Genomic DNA, 22,011 nt, shown 5'->3' with positions numbered 1-22,011 from the left:
TTATGTCAGTTGCAATGAGAATGGCCCGTGGTGGTTCCAAGAAGCGTCCTTATTATAAAATCGTGATCGCCGACGTTCGTTCGCCGCGTGATGGTAAGTTTATCGAGCGTATTGGTAGCTACAATCCGCTGCTCGCAAAAGATGACGAAAAGCGTGTTGTGCTTGACGTTGATCGTGCAAAACATTGGTTGAGCGTTGGCGCCAAGCCATCCGACCGTGTTGCCCGTTTCCTGGATGCTGCCGGTTTGATGAAACGCGAAGCGCGTAACAACCCGAACAAAGCGAAGCCCGGCGAAAAAGCGACCGAGCGTCTGGAAGAGAAAGCTGAAAAAGCCGCTGCTGCCGAAGAAGCTGCAAAAGAAGCGGCTGCCGCTCCTGCAGAAGAAGCACCAGCTGAAGAAGCAGCAGCAACCGAAGCACCTGCTGAAGAAGCTGCAGCCGAAGACAAGGCTGAAGGTTAATGCATAAGCCCCTCCCTTTTAAGGGCGGGGTTGGGATGGAACATAGCGCGGCACATGCTTCGCTATGCGGGCGATGGTCACTCGTCGCCGCCACTCCAACCCCTCGTCTGAAGCGGAGGGGCTCATGACGTCCGGACCAGAGGCGGCTGTTCCGCTTGCCGTCATCATTGGCGCGCACGGGGTGACGGGTGAAGTCCGGCTGAAACTGTTCTGCGAGAGCCTGGACAGCCTGAAGCAGTATAAGACTTTTAATGGCGGCGCTTTGACGTTGAATACCGTCAAGCCCCACAAAATGGGTGCTATTGCGCGCTTTGCCGAAATTGCCGACCGCAATGGCGCCGAAGCGGCCCGCGGCACTGAACTCACCGTCCCGCGCTCTGCCTTGCCGGAGCTGGGCGAGGACGAATTTTATCACATGGATATTATCGGCCTGCGCTGTGTTTCCGACACGGGCGAAGAGCTGGGCAAGATATTCGCAATCTATGATTTTGGCGCCGGTGATGTCATCGAAATCGAGCGCGAAAACGGCAAGAAGTTCATGGTCCCGATCATCGCGATCGACATGGATAGCGACCCAGCGGTCGTGCTTTCGGACTTTGTAGCAGAGTGACCGGGGCGCAGCCGTGAGCGGACCTATAATCTACATCGCATTACTCGTCGTGCTGGCCGCATTTCCCGCTTATGCCGGATGGAAGTTCAGCCGCAAACGGGAACAATTTGGCCGCATGGCTGGCACGATATTGGGCGGGCAACTCATTGTCACTCCGGGCATGGCGTTAATCACGCTTACCGGCGGAACGCCTGATGGAGCCAGTGCTTTAAGGACCGTGCTGGTATATGCTGCGATGGCGTTGGCTATCTCGATCATGATCTTTGCGATACTCGAGATGAAAAACGCCGGAAGCAGCAAGCCATGACATTCGCCGCACAGATCCTGACCCTTTATCCGGAGATGTTTCCCGGACCGCTCGGCACATCGCTGGCGGGCAGGGCGCTGGGGGAGGGCAAATGGTCCTGCGATTCCATACAGATGCGCGACTTTGCCACCGACAAGCATGGGTCGGTTGATGACACGCCTGCAGGCGGCGGCGCGGGTATGGTGTTGCGGGCGGATGTGCTCGGCTCGGCAGTGGACTATGCGATGGAACGACAACCGGATGCTCCCGTAATAGCTATGACACCGCGCGGAAAACCGCTGACTCAGGCGCGGGTGCGGGAAATCGCTTCCGGCCCCGGCGTCACCATATTATGCGGCCGTTTTGAAGGATTTGACGAGCGGATATTCGATGCCCGCCCGATCGAGCAGGTGTCGATAGGCGATTATATTCTATCGGGCGGAGAAATGGGCGCTTTGGTGCTTCTTGATGCTTGCATTCGGTTGCTTCCCGGGGTAATGGGCGCTTCTTCTAGCGGCGATGACGAGAGTTTCGAAACCGGACTTTTGGAATATCCGCAGTTTACCCGGCCTCAGAAATGGGAAGGGCGTATTATCCCTGAAATCTTGCGATCGGGGGATCATGCGAAAATAGCTGCTTGGCGGAAACAAAGAGCAGAGGAAGATACACGGCTAAGGCGGCCCGATTTATGGGAGCATCACAGGGATGCTCCGGATCAGTCGCCCTCTGGTGCGCAAGGACAGAAAAAGGAAGATCGGTCATGAACCTGATCCAGACACTTGAAAAAGAAGCTGTAGAAGCATTTGCAGCATCGAAAGAAATCCCCGAATTTCGTGCCGGTGACACGGTGCGTATTGGTGTGCGCGTTGTTGAAGGCGAACGCGTTCGTACCCAGAATTTTGAAGGCGTATGCATTGCACGCACGAATCGCGGCATGGGCTCCAACTTCACCGTCCGGAAAATTTCCTTCGGCGAAGGCGTTGAGCGTGTGTTCCCGCTTTACTCACCGAACATTGAATCCATTACAGTGGTTCGTCGCGGTATTGTACGTCGTGCGAAACTTTACTACCTGCGCGGCCGCACAGGTAAACGGGCGCGTATTGCGGAACGCCGCTTGAACCAGCCTGCCAAAGGCACTGAGGCAAAGTAAAGCTAGCTTCATAACCACATTCAGGCAGCCGGTTCTCCCAAAAGGAAAACCGGCTGTTTTCATTTATAGCACAGGAAAAGTTTCATGGGTTACAAAGTAGCAGTTGTCGGTGCGACCGGAAATGTCGGGCGCGAAATATTGAGCATCCTGGCAGAGCGCGAATTCCCGATGGATGAAGTCGCAGCTGTCGCATCCTCCCGCTCGCAAGGCACCGAGATTGAAATGGGCGATACCGGCAAGATGCTCAAGGTGCGTAATATCGAGCATTTCGACTTTGCAGGCTGGGACATTGCCCTGTTTGCCGCCGGTTCCGGACCGACCAAGGAATATGCGCCGAAAGCGGCTGCCGCTGGCTGTGTGGTGATCGACAATAGCTCGCTTTACCGCATGGACCCCGATGTGCCGCTCATCGTTCCGGAAGTGAACCCGGAAGCGATTGCTGGTTACAAGGCCCGCAACATTATCGCCAACCCCAACTGTTCGACCGCGCAGATGGTGGTAGCGCTAAAGCCGCTGCACGATGCCGCCACGATCAAGCGGGTCGTTGTATCAACCTATCAGTCCGTATCCGGTGCCGGTAAAAGCGGCATGGACGAATTGTTCGAGCAATCCCGCGCCATTTTTGTCGGCGATCCCAAGGAAAACCACGTCTTCACCAAACAGATCGCATTTAACGTCATTCCGCATATTGACGTGTTCCTTGATGACGGATCGACCAAGGAAGAATGGAAAATGGTGGTCGAGACAAAGAAAATCCTCGATCCGAAGATCAAGCTCACCGCAACCTGCGTGCGCGTGCCGGTTTTTGTCGGCCATAGTGAAGCGATCCATATCGAGTTTGAAAATGAAATTACCGCCAAGCAGGCACAGGATATTCTTCGTGAAGCGCCCGGCATCATGCTGGTCGATAAGCGCGAGGACGAAGGCTATATCACCCCGATTGAATGTGTTGGCGACAGCGCCACCTATGTCAGCCGCGTCCGCGAAGATCCGACGGTGGAACATGGCCTGATCCTTTGGTGTGTATCCGATAACCTCCGCAAGGGCGCTGCGCTAAACGCCGTGCAGATTGCCGAGCTATTGGGACGCACCCAGTTGAAAAAAGGCTAGACGAAAAGAATTAGGCGAAAAGGGTTCGGCAAGACGGGTTGAGCTTACCGAACCACGCCTAAACAGTGGTGATTTGACGCTGCGCTTGATACCGGCCCCAAGAATCTAGTGCGCCGCACCGGCACTTTCCATTGCATCGACCTTGGTCTGCGCGGGTTTCTTCATCAGGAATACCAGCGGCACACAAATGCCGGTGACCACGGCGATCAGCCAGAAATCACCGATATAGGCGATCATCAATGCTTGCCGGTTCACTTCCCCGTCAATTACGGCCATCGCCTGATCTCCATATTGGCCGAACCGGCTGATAATGGCGGGGCTGAGCACGGCCATCCGGTCTTCGGTTACATTGCCGGCGACATCGGCATGGCTGATCTGCCAATTGCGGCTAAGCAAGCCGACAAATACCGCGATCCCGATTGACGCCCCGATGGTGCGTGACAGGTTGAGCAAGCTTGCCGCATCGGTGCGAAGCGATGCTGGAAGTGTGGAAAACCCCAATATGTTCATGGTGACAAACAATGCCCCCATGCCCAGCCCCTGAACCACGCCGCTGGTGATAATCGGCCAGTGATCCATGTCGAGGCTCCACCCCGTCATCATCCAGGCCGAATAGGACGCCAGCGCCATTCCCCCCGCGACAACCCAGCGGGCATCGACGATGGTCGCCAGACGACTGGCAATTCCCATGCCCAAAAAGACGCCTACTCCGCGCGGGGCCAGAAGGATACCGGCATCGGTCGGTGAATAATGATAAATATTCTGAAGCATTGGCGGCAACAATGCCATGACCGAAAACATCGCAACCCCCGCGACAATCATCAAAATCATCGCAGTGACCAGATTACGGTCCTTGAACAATTCTCTGGATAAAAACGTGTTCTTCGCCGTCGTCATATGGATCGTAAACATCCATAATGCGGCGGCTGCCAACCCGAATTCGATGATGATTTCCCAGCTTTCAAACCAGTCCTCCCCATTGCCGCGGTCCAGCATAAGCTGGAAAGACGCGATGAAGATCGCGAACAGGGAAAATCCGAACAAGTCAAATTTGCGCCGGGTAATGGGTTTGGAAGGCAACAAGGCCCAAAGCATGGTAAAGGCGATGATGCCGATCGGAACGTTAATCAGGAAAATCCATTCCCAGCTGAAATTATCGGTCAGATATCCGCCGATAATCGGTCCGGTTATAGGGGCAATCATTACGCCCATGCCCCATATTGCCAAGGCTTTTGGATGATCCTTGGGCGGATTGATGTCCAGCATTACCGTTTGCGACAAAGGCATGATGAACGCGCCGGACAACCCCTGAATGACCCGGTAGAATACCAGCATTTCAAGGCTGGAAGCCGTGGCGCATAACAGGGACGATGCGGTGAAACCCGCAATGGAGAGAAGGAACAGATTACGCGAACCAATCCGGTCCGCAATCCACCCGGTAATCGGAATGGCAATTGCCGTGGCAAGGATATAGCTGGTCAGGACCCATGTGACTGTATCCAGCGTTGCGCCCAATCCGGATTGCATATGGGGCAAGGCGACATTGGCGATGGTGGAATCCAATATCTGCATGATATTGCCCAGCATGGCCGCGACGGTGAGCAATAACCGGTTGTCAACCGGCAGCGCCGCTACATTGGGGTTGACGGAATTCACTGCGTACCGGTGCGCAGATCGACAGTCACTTCTGCAGAAAGCCCTGCGATCATTCGCCGCGGTGACTTGTCCAGAATCTTGATCCGCACCGGCACGCGCTGTGTCACTTTAACCCAGTTACCATTGGCATTTTGCGCTGGCAGCACGGAAAATTCCGACCCGGTTCCTGATCCGATACTGTCAACCCGTCCGCTTAGTTCCAGATCGGGATAGGCATCAAATGTTATCTTTGCGGTCTGGCCGACTTTCATCTTGGCCAGATCGGTTTCCTTGAAATTGGCCTCTATCCAGCTATTTTCATCATCGACGATGGAGACTGCCGGCAAACCGGACACCATCATTTGACCAATTTGCAAACGGCTAGACTGGGCAATGCGCCCGTTAATGGGGGCCACGATCCGCGTGCGTGCAAGATTAAGCTCATTCTGTTCATGCGCGGCCTTGGCATTGGCCACTGCGGGGTTTTCACCGGGAACAGCCGAACCTGTCGACAAGCGGGATTTTGCGGTTTGCACATCGGCCAGTGCGGAATTCAATTTGGCACGCGCCAGATCAACCTCGTGCTGTGCAGCGTCCAGTCGCGCGCGAGTGGTGAAGCCTTTGTCCATCAATGCGGCCTGCCGCTGGTAATTGGACTGGGCAAAGGCGATGTCCTGGCGGGCAACCTCGATATCGACGCCGCTGACCTGATAGTCGGTTTCCAGATTTTGCACTTCCACCTGTGCGGCGGCTATCTGGGCCTTGCTTTGCGCGACAGCCAGTTCAAACGGGGCAGGATCAATGGCGAAAAGCAAATCACCCGCTTTGACTTTCTGGTTCTCGCCCACCGCCACTTTGATGATTTTGCCGCCAACTTCCGCTGAAACAGAGACAATATCCTGTTGGACATAGGCATTATCGGTGGTGGCGTAGCGGCTGCTGTCAATCCAGTAATAGACCCCAAAACCCGCCAGTATCAGCGGAACGGATAGCATCAAAGCCCACCGGCCAATACGCCGCGCCAAAGAAGTGCGGGCCTGATTCTGAACAGTGGAATCCTGGCCGGAACCTGAAGCAGCATCAGGCTGGGCAGGGGCCGCGCTGTTTTCGGGCAAGTCGATTTCTGGATGGGGGTTATCGGCCATTAACGGTTCGTTTCTCTTGTATATCATCACTGTCGATGGATTGCATATTGGCGTGAATCCGCTCCAGCAATTGCAGCACTTGTTCCTGTTCGGAACCATTCAGGCCGGTCATTGCCTCCTGAAGCAATTCTTCCCCGACTGGCGCGAGCTTCTGCATCATTTCGCTGCCTTTGGGGGTCAGGAACAATCTCCACGCCCGCCTGTCCTCGGCATCGGCCCGGCGCTCCACCAGCTCGGCCGCTTGCAGGCGGTCAACCATCCGGCACAGCGTCATCGCGTCCAGTTCCAGCCTTTCCGCAAGCGCGCTCTGGTTGAGTCCTTCGTGGCGTTGCAGCCATGTAAGAACCCGCCATTGGGGGCGCGTAATACCGATGGACTTGGCCCGCTTGTCAAAGGTCCGGCGTATCAGGCGGGAAATGTCGCCAATAAGGAATCCGATGTTATCGCTCATGGCAGAATCATTAATAACATAATTTATTATATACAATGCTTAGGTTTAAAAAAACGTGGATGACGCTGAAAAATTGTGTCATATGAAGGACATGACACTTGAAGCGGACGTATATTGGTCTTTTCGTTCCCCCTATAGCTACCTCGCTACGCGGCGATATGTCGCGCTATGTCAGGAATATGATCTTCGGATCAATCAGCGCTTTGTCTATCCGCTGGCGATCCGTGAGCCGGATTTCTTTGAGAAAAATCACCCGAATTGGCTGCGTTATGTCTTCAAGGACGTGCTGCGGATCGCGCAGTATATGGATATTCCGCTGGCTCCGCCCAATCCCGACCCGATTGTGCAGGATATCAGGACTCGTAAAATCGCCGATGAACAGCCTTATATCTTTTCGCTAACCCGCATGGGGCAGGCGGCATCGCACCGGGGCAAGGGGCTGGCCTTTGCCGATGAAGTGTCCCGCCTGATCTGGGGCGGCGTAAAAGACTGGCACACGGGCGACCACCTGGAAGACGCGGCAACGCGGGCCGGGCTGGAGTTTGCCGAGCTTAAAAGCGAAGCGGAGTCGCGGGCCGAAGAGCTGGACAAGGAAATTGCGGATAACCAGCAAGCACTGGAAGCCGCCGGTCATTGGGGCGTGCCAACGCTGGTATTTGAAGGCGAACCGTTTTTCGGGCAGGACCGCATTGATCTGGCTGTGTGGAGAATGAAGCAAAAGGGTCTTCAGAAGCGTTAGATTATTGGCTTTCCTACACCGGCTTCACACGTTACGCTCTTGCGATGACCCTCGCCTTGTCCCTTCTGTTTTCCGGTGCCTGAAAATATCCAACAGCTATCCAACATTTTTTGTAGGAAATGGCGGAAAATAAAGGTTCCTTGGTGTGAACTTTGTGAACTTTGACTTTTGCAGGATGGTTGTTTGAGGAGCATTTGATGACTGATGTTATAACCGGCGGCTGCCAATGCGAAGCGGTGCGCTATATGTTTAACGGCCCGGTGCCCGCCGCCTATGCCTGCCACTGCGGTGAGTGCAAGAAACAAACCGCGAGTGCTTTTTCAATGTCCATCCCGATGACATTTGATGCCCTGACCGTAACCGGAACGCCCAAAGTATTTGAAACCATTGCCCATAGCGGGAAGCAGAAATTTAACTATTTCTGCGGAAATTGCGGAACGCGGCTTTGGCATAGCGACAGCAATCCGCCAAAGAATATCACGCTGAAGGTCGGAACACTGGACGTTTCATCGGATATCGCACCTGCCGGTCATCTTTGGGTTTCCAGAAAACAAGCCGGTATCACGCTTGATCCGGAGAGTGACCAGCAACAGACTCAGCCCGACGACCTGATCGCCTGGCGCAATAATTTGGAGAAAATATAGTGGAAGCGAGCAGTTGGGATTTTGCGTCCTTTGATGGCGTTAAGCTGAAAATACACGAAATGGGCCAGAGCGATGCCGGACAACGTGCCGTCATCCTGCTCCACGGCCTGTTTTCCAATGCCGAAACCAACTGGATAAAATTTGGCCAAGCCGCGCTTTTGGCCGAGGCGGGGTTTCGGGTCATCATGCCGGACCTGCGCGCCCATGGTGAAAGCGAAGCTCCGCATGAAGAAGCCGCTTATCCGCACGATGTGTTGGTAAAGGATGTTCTGGCGCTGATCGATCATCTTGAGCTTTCGGACTATGATCTTGGCGGCTTTTCCCTTGGTGCGCGGACAACCGCAAAATTGCTGCCAGAAATCAGACCGCGCAAGGCGATATTGGCCGGCATGGGACTGGAAGGGCTTTCAGGCTGGCACCGGCGTCAGGGCTTCTTCCTGAAAGCCATAGAATTGCGCGACACGGCCAAGCGCGGTGATCCGCACTGGATGGCGATCCAGTTCATGAAAACCCAAGAGATTGATACGGTCGCTGCGACTCATTTACTAAAATCATTCTCCGATATGGAGCCGCATATTATCCGGACGATCGAGACACCGACACTGGTGGTTTGCGGGTCGGAGGACCGGGACAATGGCGATCCGGAAGCACTTGCACAGTTGCTGCCAAAGGGACAATATGTTGCGGTTCCGGGTACCCATATGAGCAGCGTAACCAAGCCGGAACTGGGACAGGAAATCCTGAAATTTCTAAAAGCATGACAGGATAGCCTAGACAATAATCAAGCGCACAAGACATGCGAGGGGAAGGCCGATGAAAAACTTTGTAAACTGGCGGAATTTCTGGATATTCTGGCTTGGCGGTTTGGCCATTTTTCTTTTCATGGTCCTTGCCGGCGGCCCCTTGGTAACGGAGGTCGCCCCCCGCGGTATATTAGACCATCAAAGCGCCGGATCGGCAGAGCGCATCAATGCCATTCAGCAAAGCTGGGCCGCAGCAGGGCAGATGGAATATGCCCTGTGGTCGATGATTATCGATCTGGTTTTTATAGGGCTTTATTCGATTGGCGGCATAATCGGCGGACGGCTGTTGTGGCAGGATGCCCTTTCTCCATCGCTGAAAAAACTCGGCCTGTTACTAGTGCTGTCCTTTTTTCTGTTTGGCTTGCTCGATTACATCGAAACGCTTTGTCAGCTTGCACAGCTATTGCAGGAACAGGGCGACGATCTGTTGTCCGGAATCGCGGCCATGGTGATGCCGCCCAAAGTGGTGGCGTGGATTGTCGGAACGGTGGGAATGATCGTTGCCCTGGTCTGGAGAAGCCGCGAAAGACGGGCTTGACGGTTATAAAATAAAGTTTCAATCCATACCAAATCCACAAAAAAGGGGACAGATTATGAGGCTTTCACGAAAATCAGGAGCGAAGTCCGTTGGAAAAACGGCTGCTTCGATCATTGTACTCGCCGCGATAACGTTTACCGCTCCGGCTTACGCGCAAACTGGCAGCAGCCAGAATAGTGAAGCCGCGCCAACGGCAGAAGATGCGAAAAACTTCGTTGCCGAGACAGAAAAGAAGATGTTCGATTACTCGGTCGATGCCTCACGCGTTTACTGGATCAACTCAACTTACATAACCGATGACACCGATGCGCTGGCCGCCAAAGTGGGGGCAGAGGGCACGACCATGGCTGTGCAGGCTGCGATTGATGCCGCGAAATACAAGGATGTTCAGGGGCTGGACCCTGTCACCAAGCGCAAACTCGACAAATTGCGCGGCGGCATCGTGCTTCCCGCGCCTACGACCGAGGGCGCGGCAACGGAACTGAACACCATCGCGACCAAGCTGAACTCCGCTTATGGCAAGGGTAAAGGGACGCTGAACGGCAAGGAAATCAACGGCTCTGACATAGAAGCGGCGATGGGGACAAACCGTAACCCCGAAGAACTGTCCGAAATGTGGGAAAGCTGGCACACCAATGTCGGGGCGCCGATGAAGGATGATTATGCCCGCATGGTTGAAATCGCTAATGAAGGTGCAGAGGAACTGGGCTTTGCCGATGTCGGCGCGATGTGGCGTTCCGGTTATGACATGCCCGCCGATGAATTTGCGGAGCTGACCGACAAGCTGTGGGCGCAGGTAAAGCCGCTTTATGACGAAGTGCATTGCTATACGCGCGGAAAACTGAACGAAAAATATGGTGACGAGGTTCAGGCCACAACCGGCCCGATCCGCGCTGATCTGCTCGGTAATATGTGGGCGCAGGAATGGGGCAATATCTATGATATTGTTGCCCCCGAAGGTGCTGGCGACATCGGTTTCGATACGACGCAATTGCTTACGTCAAAAGGTTATGACGCAACGAAAATGGTCAAGGCGGGTGAGGGGTTTTTCTCCTCCCTTGGCTTTGAGCCGCTGCCTGATACATTCTGGAAACGGTCACTCTTTACCAAGCCGGCAGATCGCGAAGTCGTATGTCATGCCAGCGCCTGGGATATTGATAATGTCGACGATATCCGCATCAAGATGTGTATCAAGGTGAATGGCGACGATTTTGTCACTATCCACCACGAACTCGGCCACAACTATTATCAGCGCGCCTATAACAAGCAGAGCTATCTGCACCTCGACGGCGCGAATGACGGTTTCCATGAGGCCATTGGCGATATGGTCGCGCTGTCCATCACGCCGGAATATCTGGTTCAGGTCGGATTGCTGGATGCCAGTAAAGTGCCGAGCGCGGACAAGGATATAGGCTTGCTCCTGCGTCAGGCAATGGACAAGGTCGCGTTCCTGCCCTTTGGCTTGCTGGTCGATAAATGGCGCTGGCAGGTTTTTTCCGGCGATATTCAACCGGCGGAATATACAAAGGCATGGCATGATCTGAAACTGGAATATCAGGGCATTACGCCGCCAGTCGAACGACCAGCCGATGCGTTTGACCCCGGTGCGAAATATCATATTCCGGGCAACACGCCTTATTCGCGCTATTTTCTTGCGCGGATCCTGCAATTCCAGTTCTATAAAGCCGCTTGCGAAACCGCCGGTTGGACCGGGCCGCTTCACCGCTGCTCCTTCTATGGCAATAAGGAAGTGGGCGCCAAGCTGAACAAGATGCTGGAAATGGGGGCATCAAAACCATGGCCAGACGCTCTGGAAGCTTTTACCGGCACACGCGAAATGGATGGGTCAGCGATGATCAGCTATTTTGAACCGCTGATGGATTGGCTGAAAGAAGAGAATAAGGGCAAATCCTGCGGTTGGTAGGATTGCCGCTCGGATATAAAAACCGGCGGAAGATCGCTCCTCCGCCGGTTTTTAACTGTTGAAAATATTAGAGCTGTTCGAGCATGTAATCCGCTGTGCTGACTTTGAAATCGCCAGGAGCTTCGACATTAAGTTCTTCGACAACGCCATCATTGACGATCATCGAGAAACGCTGTCCGCGCGTACCAAGGCCAAAGCCGGAGCCGTCCATTTCCAGACCGCAAGCCTTGGCAAATTCGCCATTGCCGTCGGCCAGCATGGTGATGTCTTCGGAACCGGCGTCCTTGTTCCAGGCACCCAGAACGAAAGCATCATTTACGGCCGTGCAAGCAATTTCATCAACGCCCTTGGCCTTTAACTCGCTTGCCTTTTCGACAAAGCCCGGAAGGTGCTTGGCCGAACAAGTAGGGGTATATGCACCGGGAACGGAGAATAGAGCCACTTTTTTGCCCGCGAAATATTCGGAGGAGCTGACTTTCTCAGGACCGCTTTCTGTCGCTTTGACAAGGTTTACCTCTGGTATTTTATCGCCTTTGTTTATCATGATATTGCTCCTCGTTTGGGGGTTGGCAGTGTTTCTGCATGTCCAAGCCATTTGTGGTGAAGACTTGGTAAAATTGCAAGCACAGGAATGATAATGAATTTTATAATGGGCAGAGGAAAGCGATTTGGTTATGCTTGGTGATATGGAGAGCCCCCGCTACCTTTCTGGTCAGTTCCTGCTTGCCCTACCGGGAATGAGTGATCCACGCTTCGCACGTTCCATCATCGCTATATGCTCGCACGACGAACATGGCGCATTGGGCATTAATATTGGGAAGACATCTCCGGACATTAGTTTCCACGATATCCTCGGCCAATTTGATATTGAACCGCGTGGCTTGCAAGACCGCAATATTTTCATTGGCGGTCCAGTAGAGATGCAGCGTGGCTTCATTCTGCATAGCCTCGATTTCAACCTGTCAGACACATTGCAGGTCGGTGATCGCTGGGGACTAAGCAGTTCACTGGATATATTGGGCGCAATAGCACAAGATCGCGGGCCGAAAAAATGGATAGCCGCACTCGGCTATTCCGGTTGGGGGGCAGGGCAACTGGAATTTGAGCTCACCCAAAACGGATGGTCCGTTTCATCCGGTGAGCCAGAGTGGCTCTATGAAACAGAAGCGACGGATAAATGGGAGATGGCGTGGCAAGCGCAGGGAATAGATCCCAACATGCTATCCGGCCAGTTTGGTAGCGCCTGATAACAGGCCATAGTGTGTCATAAGTACGAACAACAGCAGTTATCAGCAACATTATAATAAATATAAAGAGATCTTTATATTTGCTTCCCGGGCCGCATATCGTTAAGAAACAGGCCAACTCCTGCGCCGGATTACCAGCGCAGCAATTTGTCTTTTAAGGAGAACAAAAGTGGCGACAGCAGCAGATACCGGAACCCAGGATTACATAATCAAGGATATTTCTCTTGCCGATTTTGGTCGCAAGGAAATCGAGATTGCCGAGACTGAAATGCCCGGCTTGATGGCTTTGCGGGAAGAATATGGTGCTGAGCAACCTTTAAAAGGTGCTCGGATTACCGGCTCGCTGCACATGACAATTCAGACAGCGGTTTTGATCGAAACGCTTTTGGCTCTGGGAGCAACTGTGCGCTGGGCTTCTTGCAACATCTATTCAACACAGGACCATGCTGCCGCTGCGATTGCAGCCGGCGGAACCCCGGTGTTCGCAATTAAGGGTGAAACACTCGAAGAATATTGGGCTTATGTTGAGCGGATTTTTGATTGGGGCCCTGAAGAGACATGTAACTTAATCCTCGATGATGGCGGCGATGCAACCATGTTTGCGCTGTGGGGCGCACGTGTCGAAGCAGGTGAAGAACTGTTCACGCCAGAGAATGAGGAAGAAAAGGTTTTTGTAGCTACGCTAAAACGCTTCATTGCCGAACGTCCGGGCTATCTGACAAAAACTGTCGAAGCTATTAATGGTGTTTCTGAAGAAACAACAACCGGTGTTCACAGGCTTTATGACCTTGCGAAACGCGGCAAACTGCCGTTCCCGGCGATTAACGTGAATGACAGCGTTACCAAATCCAAATTTGACAATCTCTATGGCTGTAAAGAGTCGCTGGTTGATGCCATTCGCCGCGCTACCGACGTAATGCTTGCTGGTAAAGTGGCCTGTGTTGCGGGCTTTGGTGATGTGGGTAAAGGATCGGCTGATTCTCTGCGCAACGGCGGCGCCCGTGTGCTCGTGACTGAAGTTGATCCGATCTGCGCATTGCAGGCATCAATGGAAGGTTTCGAAGTGGTCACGATGGAAGAGGCCACGAAACGTGCAGACATCTTTGTAACAGCAACTGGCAACAAGGACGTGATTACTGTCGATCACATGCGCGAGATGAAGGACCGTGCAATCGTATGTAATATTGGCCATTTCGATAGCGAAATCCAGATTTCCGGTTTGCAGAACCTGAAATGGACCGAGATCAAGCCACAGGTGGATGAAGTGGAATTTCCGGACGGAAAAAAACTTATCGTCCTGGCGCAGGGCCGTTTGGTCAATCTGGGCTGTGCCACTGGCCATCCCAGCTTTGTTATGTCAGCCAGTTTCACCAATCAGGTTATGGCACAGATCGAACTCTGGTTACGGCCTGAACAATATGAGAATGATGTTTATGTTCTGCCCAAACATCTTGATGAGAAAGTGGCTGAATTGCACCTTCACAAACTGGGTGTAAAACTGACAAAATTAACGAAAGAACAAGCAGATTATATCGGTGTGACACCGGAAGGCCCGTTCAAACCGGACCATTATCGCTACTAATAAGAGGCGATAGCCGAGTTACCTAAAATTTAACCGGATGGGCCATTACTGGCTCATCCGGTTCTGGTTTTAGCGTGCTGTAAATTGTGCCTTGGAACCACGCTGATTTTTCGGGAAATTGGGCCACTTATTTTGAGCTAATTCTGCCAAGCTGATGGATTTGACCCCGGCTTGCTGTTCATACATCCAATAATTGCGAAGGATGATGGAAACATAGCCACGTGTTTCCACATAAGGGATACTTTCCATATAGAGTAGCGGGTCACCATTGTCCCTAATTTCGCTATTCCACCTCTGAACCGATCCCGGACCAGCATTATAAGCGGCAGCAATTTTGGGTAGCTTGCCACTCGTCGCCGATAAGCTGTTGAGATATTCCAGATAGGATTGGCCATATTCGATATTGGTTGATGGCTTGAATAATTGCGCCCGTTCAACATACTGGCCGCGCGCACGGGCTATATCACTCGCTGTTCCGGGAAGAACCTGCATCAAGCCAATGGCGTTGGCTGGACTAACTGCTTCGCTTCTGAAGGCGGATTCCTGTAAAATATGGGCATAAACCAAAGCTGGATCGACACGCCACCCACCGTCCGGTTGCCATTTGGGCGCGGGGAAACGCGCATAGGTGTCGGGTTTGAAACCGCGCGGGGCGTTATGGGCCAGCCACAATTGAGTTCGCGGTAAATTCAATTCATGCGCAAGTTTTAAGAGAGCAGCATGATCGCTGCTATTCCCCATGCTGGCTTGGTGCCGTAAAACTTCGTCGGCAAGGGCTTCCTCACCGATTTCGACCAAAGCTATCGCAGCTTTGACATTGTCATGCCGTTGCAGAAGTTTCCAGTCATCTTTTGCAAAACTTACAAACGGCTTAGCGGTTTCCACATCTATGCCAAGAGTCTGAGCCGAAAGCATCCCATAAAAACCGTCGCTGCGCTTGGCAGCGGATTGCAGCCTGCCTTGTACTTTCTCTGGTTGTCCACAAACGACATCGGATCGCGCAGCCCAATAAAGTCCCGCAGCCTGCAAGTCAGGATTCGCAGCTCGCCTTCCGACATTATCAAAAGCAACGCTGGCGGTTTCGCAGTCATTTAAACGCCATGCGGCAAGCCCCGCGACCCAGTCAGCGTGAGCGACCCAGGAACCGGTCCCCCTTTGAGCTTTCTGAGCCATACGTAGTGCAGATTTATCGTCATTTTCTATATAATAAGACCATGCTACTCGCTGTTCGAGTTCTGTACGCGCATCAGGCGACAAACCACCAGCGGATTTCCAAAGGAGCGATTCCGCAGAACCCGGACTGTCATTCTTTATGAAATCAATAATCTGACTGCGAATAGAGTTCGTAATGGGATCTGATTCTGTGGCACGAGGCTTTGACCGGACGGACAGACCGGGAACATAGGAAAGGTTACGCCGCTGCGGCAACTCGGGAAGCAACTGTGCTCCGCGCTTTTTTGCCAGCCGGCTCAGTTGCGCGGCTTTTGGAATATGCGGTGCTTCGTTGACCAGCACAAGAAGCGGCCCCAATTCGACGCGGGGAGAATTGGCGGCAAGGAACAACTCCGCTTTTGCAATTGGTTTTAGCGGGCTGTCTGGAGCATCTTCGATCAGTTTTGTGGCTTGATCCCATTGGTTATCGTCTATTGCCTTGAAAATAGCGCGATAATGCTCTGACTGGCTGCGCTTCAACTGCGAAGGTATATCCTTTGCGATAGCCGAGCTGTTGAACAGGACTGCTCCGCCGTTATCAGCATGTACCGGATAGAATGGCATAAGGACTAACGAAGCAGCTATCGCCAGATTGGATTTCATGGAAAACAGATTTTTCATTTGCTGCTTTTTCATCATTGGTTACCCCTTGATAGCAACTGCAAATCTTTCCATGCCTCTGTCTTGAACTCCGGTCTTTCGTTCAAAATCCGCGGATGGAAAGTTACGATTGCTTTCGTTTTGAATGAAAAATGGTTAATAAATTGTAGCTTTTTACGTGCTGCCAGTAAATTCTCGTTAAAAAATAATTGTGTAGACGTTTCGCCAAATAGAATGATCCTCTTGGGCTGAACCAGCCCTAAGAGATGGAGCATCCGCTTTTTGAGTATGTCATGATATTTGGCGTCAATGCGGCCATCAAAGCTACGCGTCAAAGAGACAGGAGTCGTATAGGTTTGTTCCGAATCAATTCCAATGGCTTTCAGCATATTAGCCAATAAGATGGAGCTTTTTTCGGAAAAGAGAGAGTTTCGCCCCAATCCTTCTTGATCCGGCATACCTGCAATGATCATTATTTCCGGTCCAATAACCCCCGCCGGAAGAACATATTGACGGGACCACTGGGCTTCAATCAGATTGTCCGGTAGTGATAGCCAAGCGAGAAACTCGTCATATCCTGCGGGATAATCCTCACTGAAGTTTTGGGGCTGTATGTCTTCATTATTAGGTTGTGGTCTGTTTTCCTTAGGGGAAGCCTCACTTGTGCGGACTGGCTGCACTGGCTTTGTCCTGTGTTCTGACTTTACTGGTTCAAAAAGCGAGGTGGGTTCGCTGTGATAATGCAAGTCCACTCCTGCCAGATTCCACCAATGGCGCAGACTGCTGATCTGTTCAGCGTAAGTATTTTCAGGGTTTTCAAGCGTAGATAAAGTCATCTATGCATAGAGTCATGAGTTGACGAACAGGTCAATTGACGGGCAAGCATGTTTCTGTCCAAAAGGGCGCCATTTGCGGTAGAGCGAATCTGAAACGGTAAAAAGACAATAATAAGAAGATTACGGGAATTATATAATGAGTGAACGAGAATCTATGCCTTATGACGTAGTCATTGTTGGCGGGGGACCAGCAGGACTATCAGCGGCTATTCGATTCAAGCAATTGGCGGATGAAGCGGGCAAAGACCTATCTGTCTGCATATTGGAGAAGGGATCTGAAATTGGCGCGCATATTTTGTCTGGCGCGGTCATTGATCCAAAGGCTTTGGACGAGTTGCTACCCAATTGGCGTGAAGAAGATTGTCCGTTGGCTGCTGTTCCCGTTACCGACAACCAGCATTGGGTGCTGACCAAGACGAAGAAGTATGAATTGCCGCACATCATGTTCCCCGGGTTCATGCAGAACAAGGGAACCTATACTGGCTCGCTTGGCAATCTGTGCCGCTGGTTGGGTGAGCGCGCAGAGAATATGGGGATTGAAATCTTCCCTGGTTTTGCCGCAGCCGAAATTCTTTATAATGATGATGGCTCAGTTAAAGGTGTCGCGACTGGTGATATGGGCGTTGCACGTGATGGCAGCCATAAGCCTGATTATCAGCCTGGTCTGGAGCTACACGCAAAATACACATTTTTTGCAGAAGGCGTTCACGGACATCTTACCAAAATACTGAAAAAGCAATTCTCGCTGGATGCGGATAGCCAGCCGCAGGTATATGGTCTTGGTATCAAAGAACTTTGGGATATCGACCCGGACAAACATGTTCCCGGCCGCGTTATCCATAGCCAAGGCTGGCCTTTGACAGGAGGCGCCAATGGTGGCGGTTTTCTTTATCATCAGGCTGACAATCAGGTTGCGCTGGGTTTCGTTACCTGGCTCAATTATGAAAACCCATATCTATCTCCGTTCGAGGAAATGCAGCGCTGGAAACAGCACCCCGAAATCCGCAAGATCCTGGAAGGCGGTAAGCGTGTATCTTATGGCGCACGGGCCATTAATGACGGCGGTTTCCAGTCCGTGCCGAAACTATTCTTCCCTGGCGGCGCACTGATCGGCTGTTCTGCCGGATTTGTGAATGTTCCGCGTATCAAGGGCACACATACCGCGATGAAGACCGGTATGATGGCGGCTGAAGCAGCGTATGAAGCGATTGTTGCAGACCGCGAAAATGATGAACTGGCCGCCTATGGGGCAGCCTATGAGAATAGTTGGGTGCGTGAGGAGTTGCGGGTTGTTCGCAATGTCCTTCCTGCGGTTGAGAAATATGGAGACGTCTTGGGATCGCTGATTGGCGGTATCACCATGTGGGCGGAAAATCTTAAAATCAAAATGCCATTCACGATGAAACACCATCCGGACTATTCGCGACTGAAACGTGCGGAGCATTGCACACCAATCGTATATCCAAAGCCGGATGGGGTTATCAGCTTTGACCGTTTGTCATCTGTATTCCTCTCCAATACCAATCACGAGGAAGATCAACCAGTTCACTTGCAACTGAAAGATCCTTCGATCCCGGTAGAGGTAAACCTTCCGCAATTCGCAGGGCCATCCCAGCGTTATTGCCCGGCGGGGGTCTACGAATTTATCGAGGATGAAGCGGGCAATCCGAAATTCCAGATTAACGCGCAGAACTGTGTTCATTGCAAAACCTGTGATATTAAAGACCCGTCCCAGAATATAAACTGGGTAGTACCCGAAGGTGGCGGAGGTCCGAATTACCCGAATATGTAAAATAGGTTTTGGCAGCATCATATTAACCGCATTGCTTGGCAATCCAGCCTTCGCCAAGCGCGGTGATGATGCTGATATGCTGAATAAATATGTTGAGGCACGGATGGCTGAATCATCCAATCGTCCAGCAGATGCTGCAGCTATCTATGCCGAAACTCTAAAACATCAGCCCGACAATCTCTTGCTGGCCAGCAAGACCTATGTAAAAGCCATCGAGGCAGGGAATTTTGACCTTGCGATTAAAGCTGTTCGTGCTTTGGAGCTTCACGGGGCTGTTGATCCGGAAATGCCACTGCTGTTGTTTGCGGATGCCTTCGCCAAGAAAGATTATCGCGCCGCCAGAACGGCCTCGCTTGAATTGCAATCCTTGCAGAATTTCAGCTTTTTAACCCCTTTGCTAAACGCCTGGATTGCCACTGCATCAGGGGAAAGTCCTCTCGCTGACCTCACATCGGCAAAGAAGGATGAGACAGGCATTTTCTATCATCAGGAGCAATCGATTTTACATGCTTTGGCTCACGGTAAAGAAGCCCAAGTCATGCAGTTGATCGACGCGATGGTAGAACGCAATGAACAGCGGCTAGCCCCTATACGGATCATTGCGGCACGTCATTTTCTTGCATTAGGCAATGAAAATCAGGCTTTGAAGATATTGAAGCGTAATCGGACAGGTCCAGAAGCCAAAATGTTCCGCGATATTGAGTCGGATAATGCCCGCAAATACGCGCAAAAAGTTGACGCTCAGGTGGGGGCGGGGTTTCTCCTCCAACGGCTTGCGTCTGACCTAGGGGGGCAGCGCGCTTATTTTCCCGGACTGGTTGTTGCACAGGCAGCGGCAAGGGTTTTTCCTGACAGCGACTATGGTCATATTGTCATGAGTGAAGCCTATGGCCAGATCGAAAATATTATGGCGGCCAGAGAAGAGCTGGAAAAAATACCCGCTGAAAGTGCCTATTCGTTACTGGCGGTCATCCTGGAAATCGCAAGCTACGTTGAGACCGAGGACTATGCTGCCGGTCAAGCGCGATTGGAAAAGGCTATTGCGCAGAATCCTGAAGCACCGGAATTGCGGGCATTATCCGGTCAATTGCTACAGAGCAGCCATGATAATCTAGCTGCAGCAAAAGCATTTGAGCAAGCTATTGCATTGGCAGAAAAACACGGCCTTCCTAACTCACAGCTGGCATCTTACTGGCTTGCCCTTGGTGGTGCCCAGGAACAGGCAGGGCTTTGGCCAGATGGTCTGGAATCGCTCAAAATAGCAAATGATTTGCAGCCTAATTCAGCCAGCATATTAAATTATCTTGGTTACGCGCAATTGGAACGCCGTGAAAACACGACTTCTGCCATAGCGGCGATCCGCAAAGCTCATGAATTGAGGTCTTCTTCCCCGGCAATTACGGACTCTTTGGGCTGGGCCTATTTTATCACCGGCCAACATGACAAAGCGATTGATTATCTTGAGCAGGCCCTTTCAGGGGAGCCACAAGACCCGACTATCAATGAACATCTCGGTGATGCTTATTGGGCGGTTGGCCGAAAATATGAAGCGCGCTATGCGTGGAAATCAGCAAAGTTATTTGCCGAAGGTGAGAATGCACAGCGATTGGCCGAGAAAATTGATCTGGGGCTTCGTGCCGATCTCGTTTCCCCTTAATGACGAAGCAAGACAAGAATATTGGCGATAGTGAAATCGCCTATGCGAAGATAAATCTTGCTCTTCATGTCCGTAAGCGCCTGAGCAACGGTTATCATGATATTGAAACAGTGTTCGCATTTTTGGACTGTGGCGACCTCCTTTCTGTCAAATCGGCTGAGGGGATTACTCTTTCGGTAATTGGCCCATTTTCCAGTGGATTGAGTGATACGGATAATTTGATATTGCAGGCTGCGCATCTACTTGCATCAAAAGCCAAAAAGCCGAGAGGTGTGCATATTGTATTGGACAAACATTTGCCCATCGCATCCGGGATTGGCGGTGGCTCCGCCGATGCCGCGGCGGCGCTTCGGTTGCTTAATCGGTTTTGGGGTATCGGGCTAACTATACCGGAATTGGCACAGCTTTCTATTCCGCTCGGCGCCGATGTCCCGGCGTGCGTTATCAGCCAGACATGCCGGGGGCAGGGGATTGGGCAGGATCTTGAGCCCGTGGATAGCGGGGCATTAGAGAAGTATTTTGCCCTTTTGGTTAACCCCTTGGTACCGGTATCAACGGCTTCGGTTTTCCGGGGTTGGGATGGCATTGATCGCGGCGGCTTGCAAGGGACCACTCCCATGGAAATTGCATTGTCGGGACGTAACGACCTGCAATCTTCGGCGGAATCTCTGGCCCCTATCATCAGTGAAATATTGTTAAGGCTGAATGAAACGAACGTCGTGATTTCAAGAATGTCCGGATCTGGTGCGACTTGTTTTGGCCTTTATGAAAGTCTTGAAGAAGCGCAGGCTGCCAGTGATATAATGAGCACTTCATCAGAAAGAATATGGACGATGATTGGAAAGTTGAAATGATCGAACCGTTTGAAATATCCGGAATACCGGAGCAAAAAGGCATATTGGTAGTAGTCGATCATGCGTCCAATCAGGTCCCACCGGAAATTGATCTTGGCATCAGTCCAGAGCTTCTTGAAGACCATATCGCTTATGATATTGGCGTTGCAAATATAGCCCGTTACATGTCGGCAACGTATGGCTATCTCTCAATTTTGGGGACTGTATCCCGACTTGTTGTTGATCTTAACCGTTACCCCGACGAAACAGTTGTCATTCCGGTGCAGAGCGACGGCCTAAAAATACCCGGAAACATTATAAGTGATGAGGAAAGAAACGATCGTCTTAACCGGTATTTCCACCCTTATCATGACCGTGTAGCCGCGTTGATCCGCGACGTGGACCCAGCATTGGTGTTATTCCTGCACAGCTTTACACCTGGCTTGCGGGAAGGCTCCATGGGAAAAAGACCCTGGGAAATCGGGGTTCTGTATAATGAATATGAAACTGCGTCCCGCATGGCTATCCAGTTTCTGGAAGATGAGCAGTTAGTGGTTGGCGATCAGCAGCCCTATTCAGGCAAAGACCTTCATGCGACGATGAAGAGACAAGCGGAAGATATCGGCAAAGCCTATACAGAAGTTGAAATAAGGCAGGATTTAATTGCACATGAAACCGGGCAACGCCGTTTTACCGAAATACTGTTGCGAATCTGCGATAAAATACGAACAGGGCTTGCGTGAAGGCTCCAGTTTT

Annotated in this window: 23 protein-coding genes; 17 read left to right on the top strand and 6 right to left on the bottom strand. The window is 51.9% G+C overall.

The window, feature by feature from the left end:
• Positions 1–2 precede the first annotated feature (2 nt).
• From rpsP to VIN76_RS02640, 6 genes are all read left to right on the top strand, one after another.
• Positions 3–461 carry a 30S ribosomal protein S16 gene (rpsP, locus tag VIN76_RS02665; RefSeq protein WP_332040272.1) on the top strand — a complete coding sequence of 153 codons (459 nt, stop codon included), beginning with the start codon at positions 3–5 and terminating at the stop codon, positions 459–461.
• Between the two features lie 124 nt (positions 462–585).
• On the top strand, positions 586–1,071 hold the full coding sequence (rimM, locus tag VIN76_RS02660) for a ribosome maturation factor RimM (protein ID WP_332040271.1): 486 nt from the start codon (positions 586–588) through the stop codon (positions 1,069–1,071).
• A gap of 13 nt (positions 1,072–1,084) precedes the next feature.
• A complete protein-coding gene (locus VIN76_RS02655; RefSeq protein ID WP_332040270.1) occupies positions 1,085–1,378 on the top strand; it encodes a hypothetical protein in 294 nt (97 codons plus the stop codon).
• Positions 1,375–2,121, top strand: coding sequence for a tRNA (guanosine(37)-N1)-methyltransferase TrmD (gene trmD / locus VIN76_RS02650; protein ID WP_332040269.1), 747 nt, complete (start codon positions 1,375–1,377; stop codon positions 2,119–2,121). Before VIN76_RS02655 ends, trmD begins: the two co-directional genes overlap by 4 nt.
• Positions 2,118–2,507 carry a 50S ribosomal protein L19 gene (gene rplS / locus VIN76_RS02645; RefSeq protein ID WP_332040268.1) on the top strand — a complete coding sequence of 130 codons (390 nt, stop codon included), beginning with the start codon at positions 2,118–2,120 and terminating at the stop codon, positions 2,505–2,507. The genes trmD and rplS overlap by 4 nt, the downstream gene beginning before the upstream one ends.
• 84 nt (positions 2,508–2,591) lie before the next feature.
• Entirely contained in the window at positions 2,592–3,617 is a 1,026-nt protein-coding gene (locus VIN76_RS02640; RefSeq protein ID WP_332040267.1) for an aspartate-semialdehyde dehydrogenase, read from the top strand.
• 105 nt (positions 3,618–3,722) lie between these two features.
• Here the strand turns inward: VIN76_RS02640 and VIN76_RS02635 are convergent, their stop codons facing one another.
• From VIN76_RS02635 to VIN76_RS02625, 3 genes are read right to left on the bottom strand one after another with little or no spacing between them, the layout of a single operon-like run.
• The gene (locus VIN76_RS02635) at positions 3,723–5,273 is read right to left on the bottom strand and encodes a DHA2 family efflux MFS transporter permease subunit (RefSeq protein ID WP_332040266.1); all 1,551 of its coding nucleotides are present in this window, start codon (positions 5,271–5,273) and stop codon (positions 3,723–3,725) included.
• Positions 5,270–6,397, bottom strand: a complete 1,128-nt coding sequence (locus VIN76_RS02630; protein ID WP_332040265.1) for an HlyD family secretion protein — start codon at positions 6,395–6,397, stop codon at positions 5,270–5,272. Before VIN76_RS02630 ends, VIN76_RS02635 begins: the two co-directional genes overlap by 4 nt.
• Positions 6,387–6,848: a MarR family transcriptional regulator gene (locus VIN76_RS02625; protein ID WP_332040264.1), complete on the bottom strand. Its 462-nt coding sequence runs from the start codon at positions 6,846–6,848 to the stop codon at positions 6,387–6,389. The genes VIN76_RS02630 and VIN76_RS02625 overlap by 11 nt, the downstream gene beginning before the upstream one ends.
• Before the next feature lie 91 nt (positions 6,849–6,939).
• Between VIN76_RS02625 and VIN76_RS02620 the strand changes: the two genes are divergently transcribed.
• From VIN76_RS02620 to VIN76_RS02600, 5 genes are all read left to right on the top strand, one after another.
• Positions 6,940–7,587: a 2-hydroxychromene-2-carboxylate isomerase gene (locus VIN76_RS02620; protein ID WP_332040263.1), complete on the top strand. Its 648-nt coding sequence runs from the start codon at positions 6,940–6,942 to the stop codon at positions 7,585–7,587.
• 197 nt (positions 7,588–7,784) lie between these two features.
• A complete protein-coding gene (locus VIN76_RS02615) occupies positions 7,785–8,231 on the top strand; it encodes a GFA family protein (RefSeq protein WP_332040262.1) in 447 nt (148 codons plus the stop codon).
• Positions 8,231–8,992, top strand: coding sequence for an alpha/beta fold hydrolase (locus VIN76_RS02610; RefSeq protein ID WP_332040261.1), 762 nt, complete (start codon positions 8,231–8,233; stop codon positions 8,990–8,992). Before VIN76_RS02615 ends, VIN76_RS02610 begins: the two co-directional genes overlap by 1 nt.
• A gap of 52 nt (positions 8,993–9,044) precedes the next feature.
• On the top strand, positions 9,045–9,572 hold the full coding sequence (locus VIN76_RS02605) for a hypothetical protein (RefSeq protein ID WP_332040260.1): 528 nt from the start codon (positions 9,045–9,047) through the stop codon (positions 9,570–9,572).
• A gap of 55 nt (positions 9,573–9,627) precedes the next feature.
• Positions 9,628–11,496 (top strand): M2 family metallopeptidase, encoded by a 1,869-nt coding sequence (locus tag VIN76_RS02600; RefSeq protein WP_332040259.1) that lies wholly within the window; start codon positions 9,628–9,630, stop codon positions 11,494–11,496.
• Between the two features lie 67 nt (positions 11,497–11,563).
• Here VIN76_RS02600 and VIN76_RS02595 read toward each other — a convergent pair whose 3' ends face one another.
• Positions 11,564–12,043 carry a peroxiredoxin gene (locus VIN76_RS02595; protein ID WP_332040328.1) on the bottom strand — a complete coding sequence of 160 codons (480 nt, stop codon included), beginning with the start codon at positions 12,041–12,043 and terminating at the stop codon, positions 11,564–11,566.
• Between the two features lie 127 nt (positions 12,044–12,170).
• On the opposite strand from VIN76_RS02595, the gene VIN76_RS02590 reads away from it, so the two are divergent.
• A complete protein-coding gene (locus tag VIN76_RS02590) occupies positions 12,171–12,743 on the top strand; it encodes a YqgE/AlgH family protein (protein WP_332040327.1) in 573 nt (190 codons plus the stop codon).
• A gap of 169 nt (positions 12,744–12,912) precedes the next feature.
• Positions 12,913–14,325 carry an adenosylhomocysteinase gene (ahcY, locus tag VIN76_RS02585; RefSeq protein WP_332040258.1) on the top strand — a complete coding sequence of 471 codons (1,413 nt, stop codon included), beginning with the start codon at positions 12,913–12,915 and terminating at the stop codon, positions 14,323–14,325.
• Between the two features lie 69 nt (positions 14,326–14,394).
• Here the strand turns inward: ahcY and VIN76_RS02580 are convergent, their stop codons facing one another.
• Both VIN76_RS02580 and VIN76_RS02575 read right to left on the bottom strand, forming a co-directional pair.
• A complete protein-coding gene (locus tag VIN76_RS02580) occupies positions 14,395–16,176 on the bottom strand; it encodes a lytic transglycosylase domain-containing protein (protein ID WP_332040257.1) in 1,782 nt (593 codons plus the stop codon).
• On the bottom strand, positions 16,173–16,973 hold the full coding sequence (locus VIN76_RS02575; RefSeq protein WP_332040256.1) for a uracil-DNA glycosylase family protein: 801 nt from the start codon (positions 16,971–16,973) through the stop codon (positions 16,173–16,175). The genes VIN76_RS02580 and VIN76_RS02575 overlap by 4 nt, the downstream gene beginning before the upstream one ends.
• A 136-nt stretch (positions 16,974–17,109) precedes the next feature.
• On the opposite strand from VIN76_RS02575, the gene VIN76_RS02570 reads away from it, so the two are divergent.
• The 4 genes from VIN76_RS02570 to VIN76_RS02555 are packed head-to-tail and all read left to right on the top strand — an operon-like array spanning position 17,110 to position 21,998.
• The gene (locus tag VIN76_RS02570; RefSeq protein ID WP_332040255.1) at positions 17,110–18,765 is read left to right on the top strand and encodes an electron transfer flavoprotein-ubiquinone oxidoreductase; all 1,656 of its coding nucleotides are present in this window, start codon (positions 17,110–17,112) and stop codon (positions 18,763–18,765) included.
• Positions 18,734–20,422: a tetratricopeptide repeat protein gene (locus VIN76_RS02565; protein WP_332040254.1), complete on the top strand. Its 1,689-nt coding sequence runs from the start codon at positions 18,734–18,736 to the stop codon at positions 20,420–20,422. The genes VIN76_RS02570 and VIN76_RS02565 overlap by 32 nt, the downstream gene beginning before the upstream one ends.
• Positions 20,422–21,276: a 4-(cytidine 5'-diphospho)-2-C-methyl-D-erythritol kinase gene (locus tag VIN76_RS02560; RefSeq protein WP_332040253.1), complete on the top strand. Its 855-nt coding sequence runs from the start codon at positions 20,422–20,424 to the stop codon at positions 21,274–21,276. The genes VIN76_RS02565 and VIN76_RS02560 overlap by 1 nt, the downstream gene beginning before the upstream one ends.
• Entirely contained in the window at positions 21,273–21,998 is a 726-nt protein-coding gene (locus VIN76_RS02555; RefSeq protein WP_332040252.1) for an N-formylglutamate amidohydrolase, read from the top strand. Before VIN76_RS02560 ends, VIN76_RS02555 begins: the two co-directional genes overlap by 4 nt.
• Positions 21,999–22,011: the final 13 nt, after the last annotated feature.

It is taken from the genome of Parasphingorhabdus sp. (genome assembly GCF_036568145.1).
GTDB lineage: Bacteria > Pseudomonadota > Alphaproteobacteria > Sphingomonadales > Sphingomonadaceae > Parasphingorhabdus.
The sequence above is the reverse complement of the archived record's forward strand: the minus strand, read 5'-3'. Positions and strand labels throughout refer to the sequence as shown.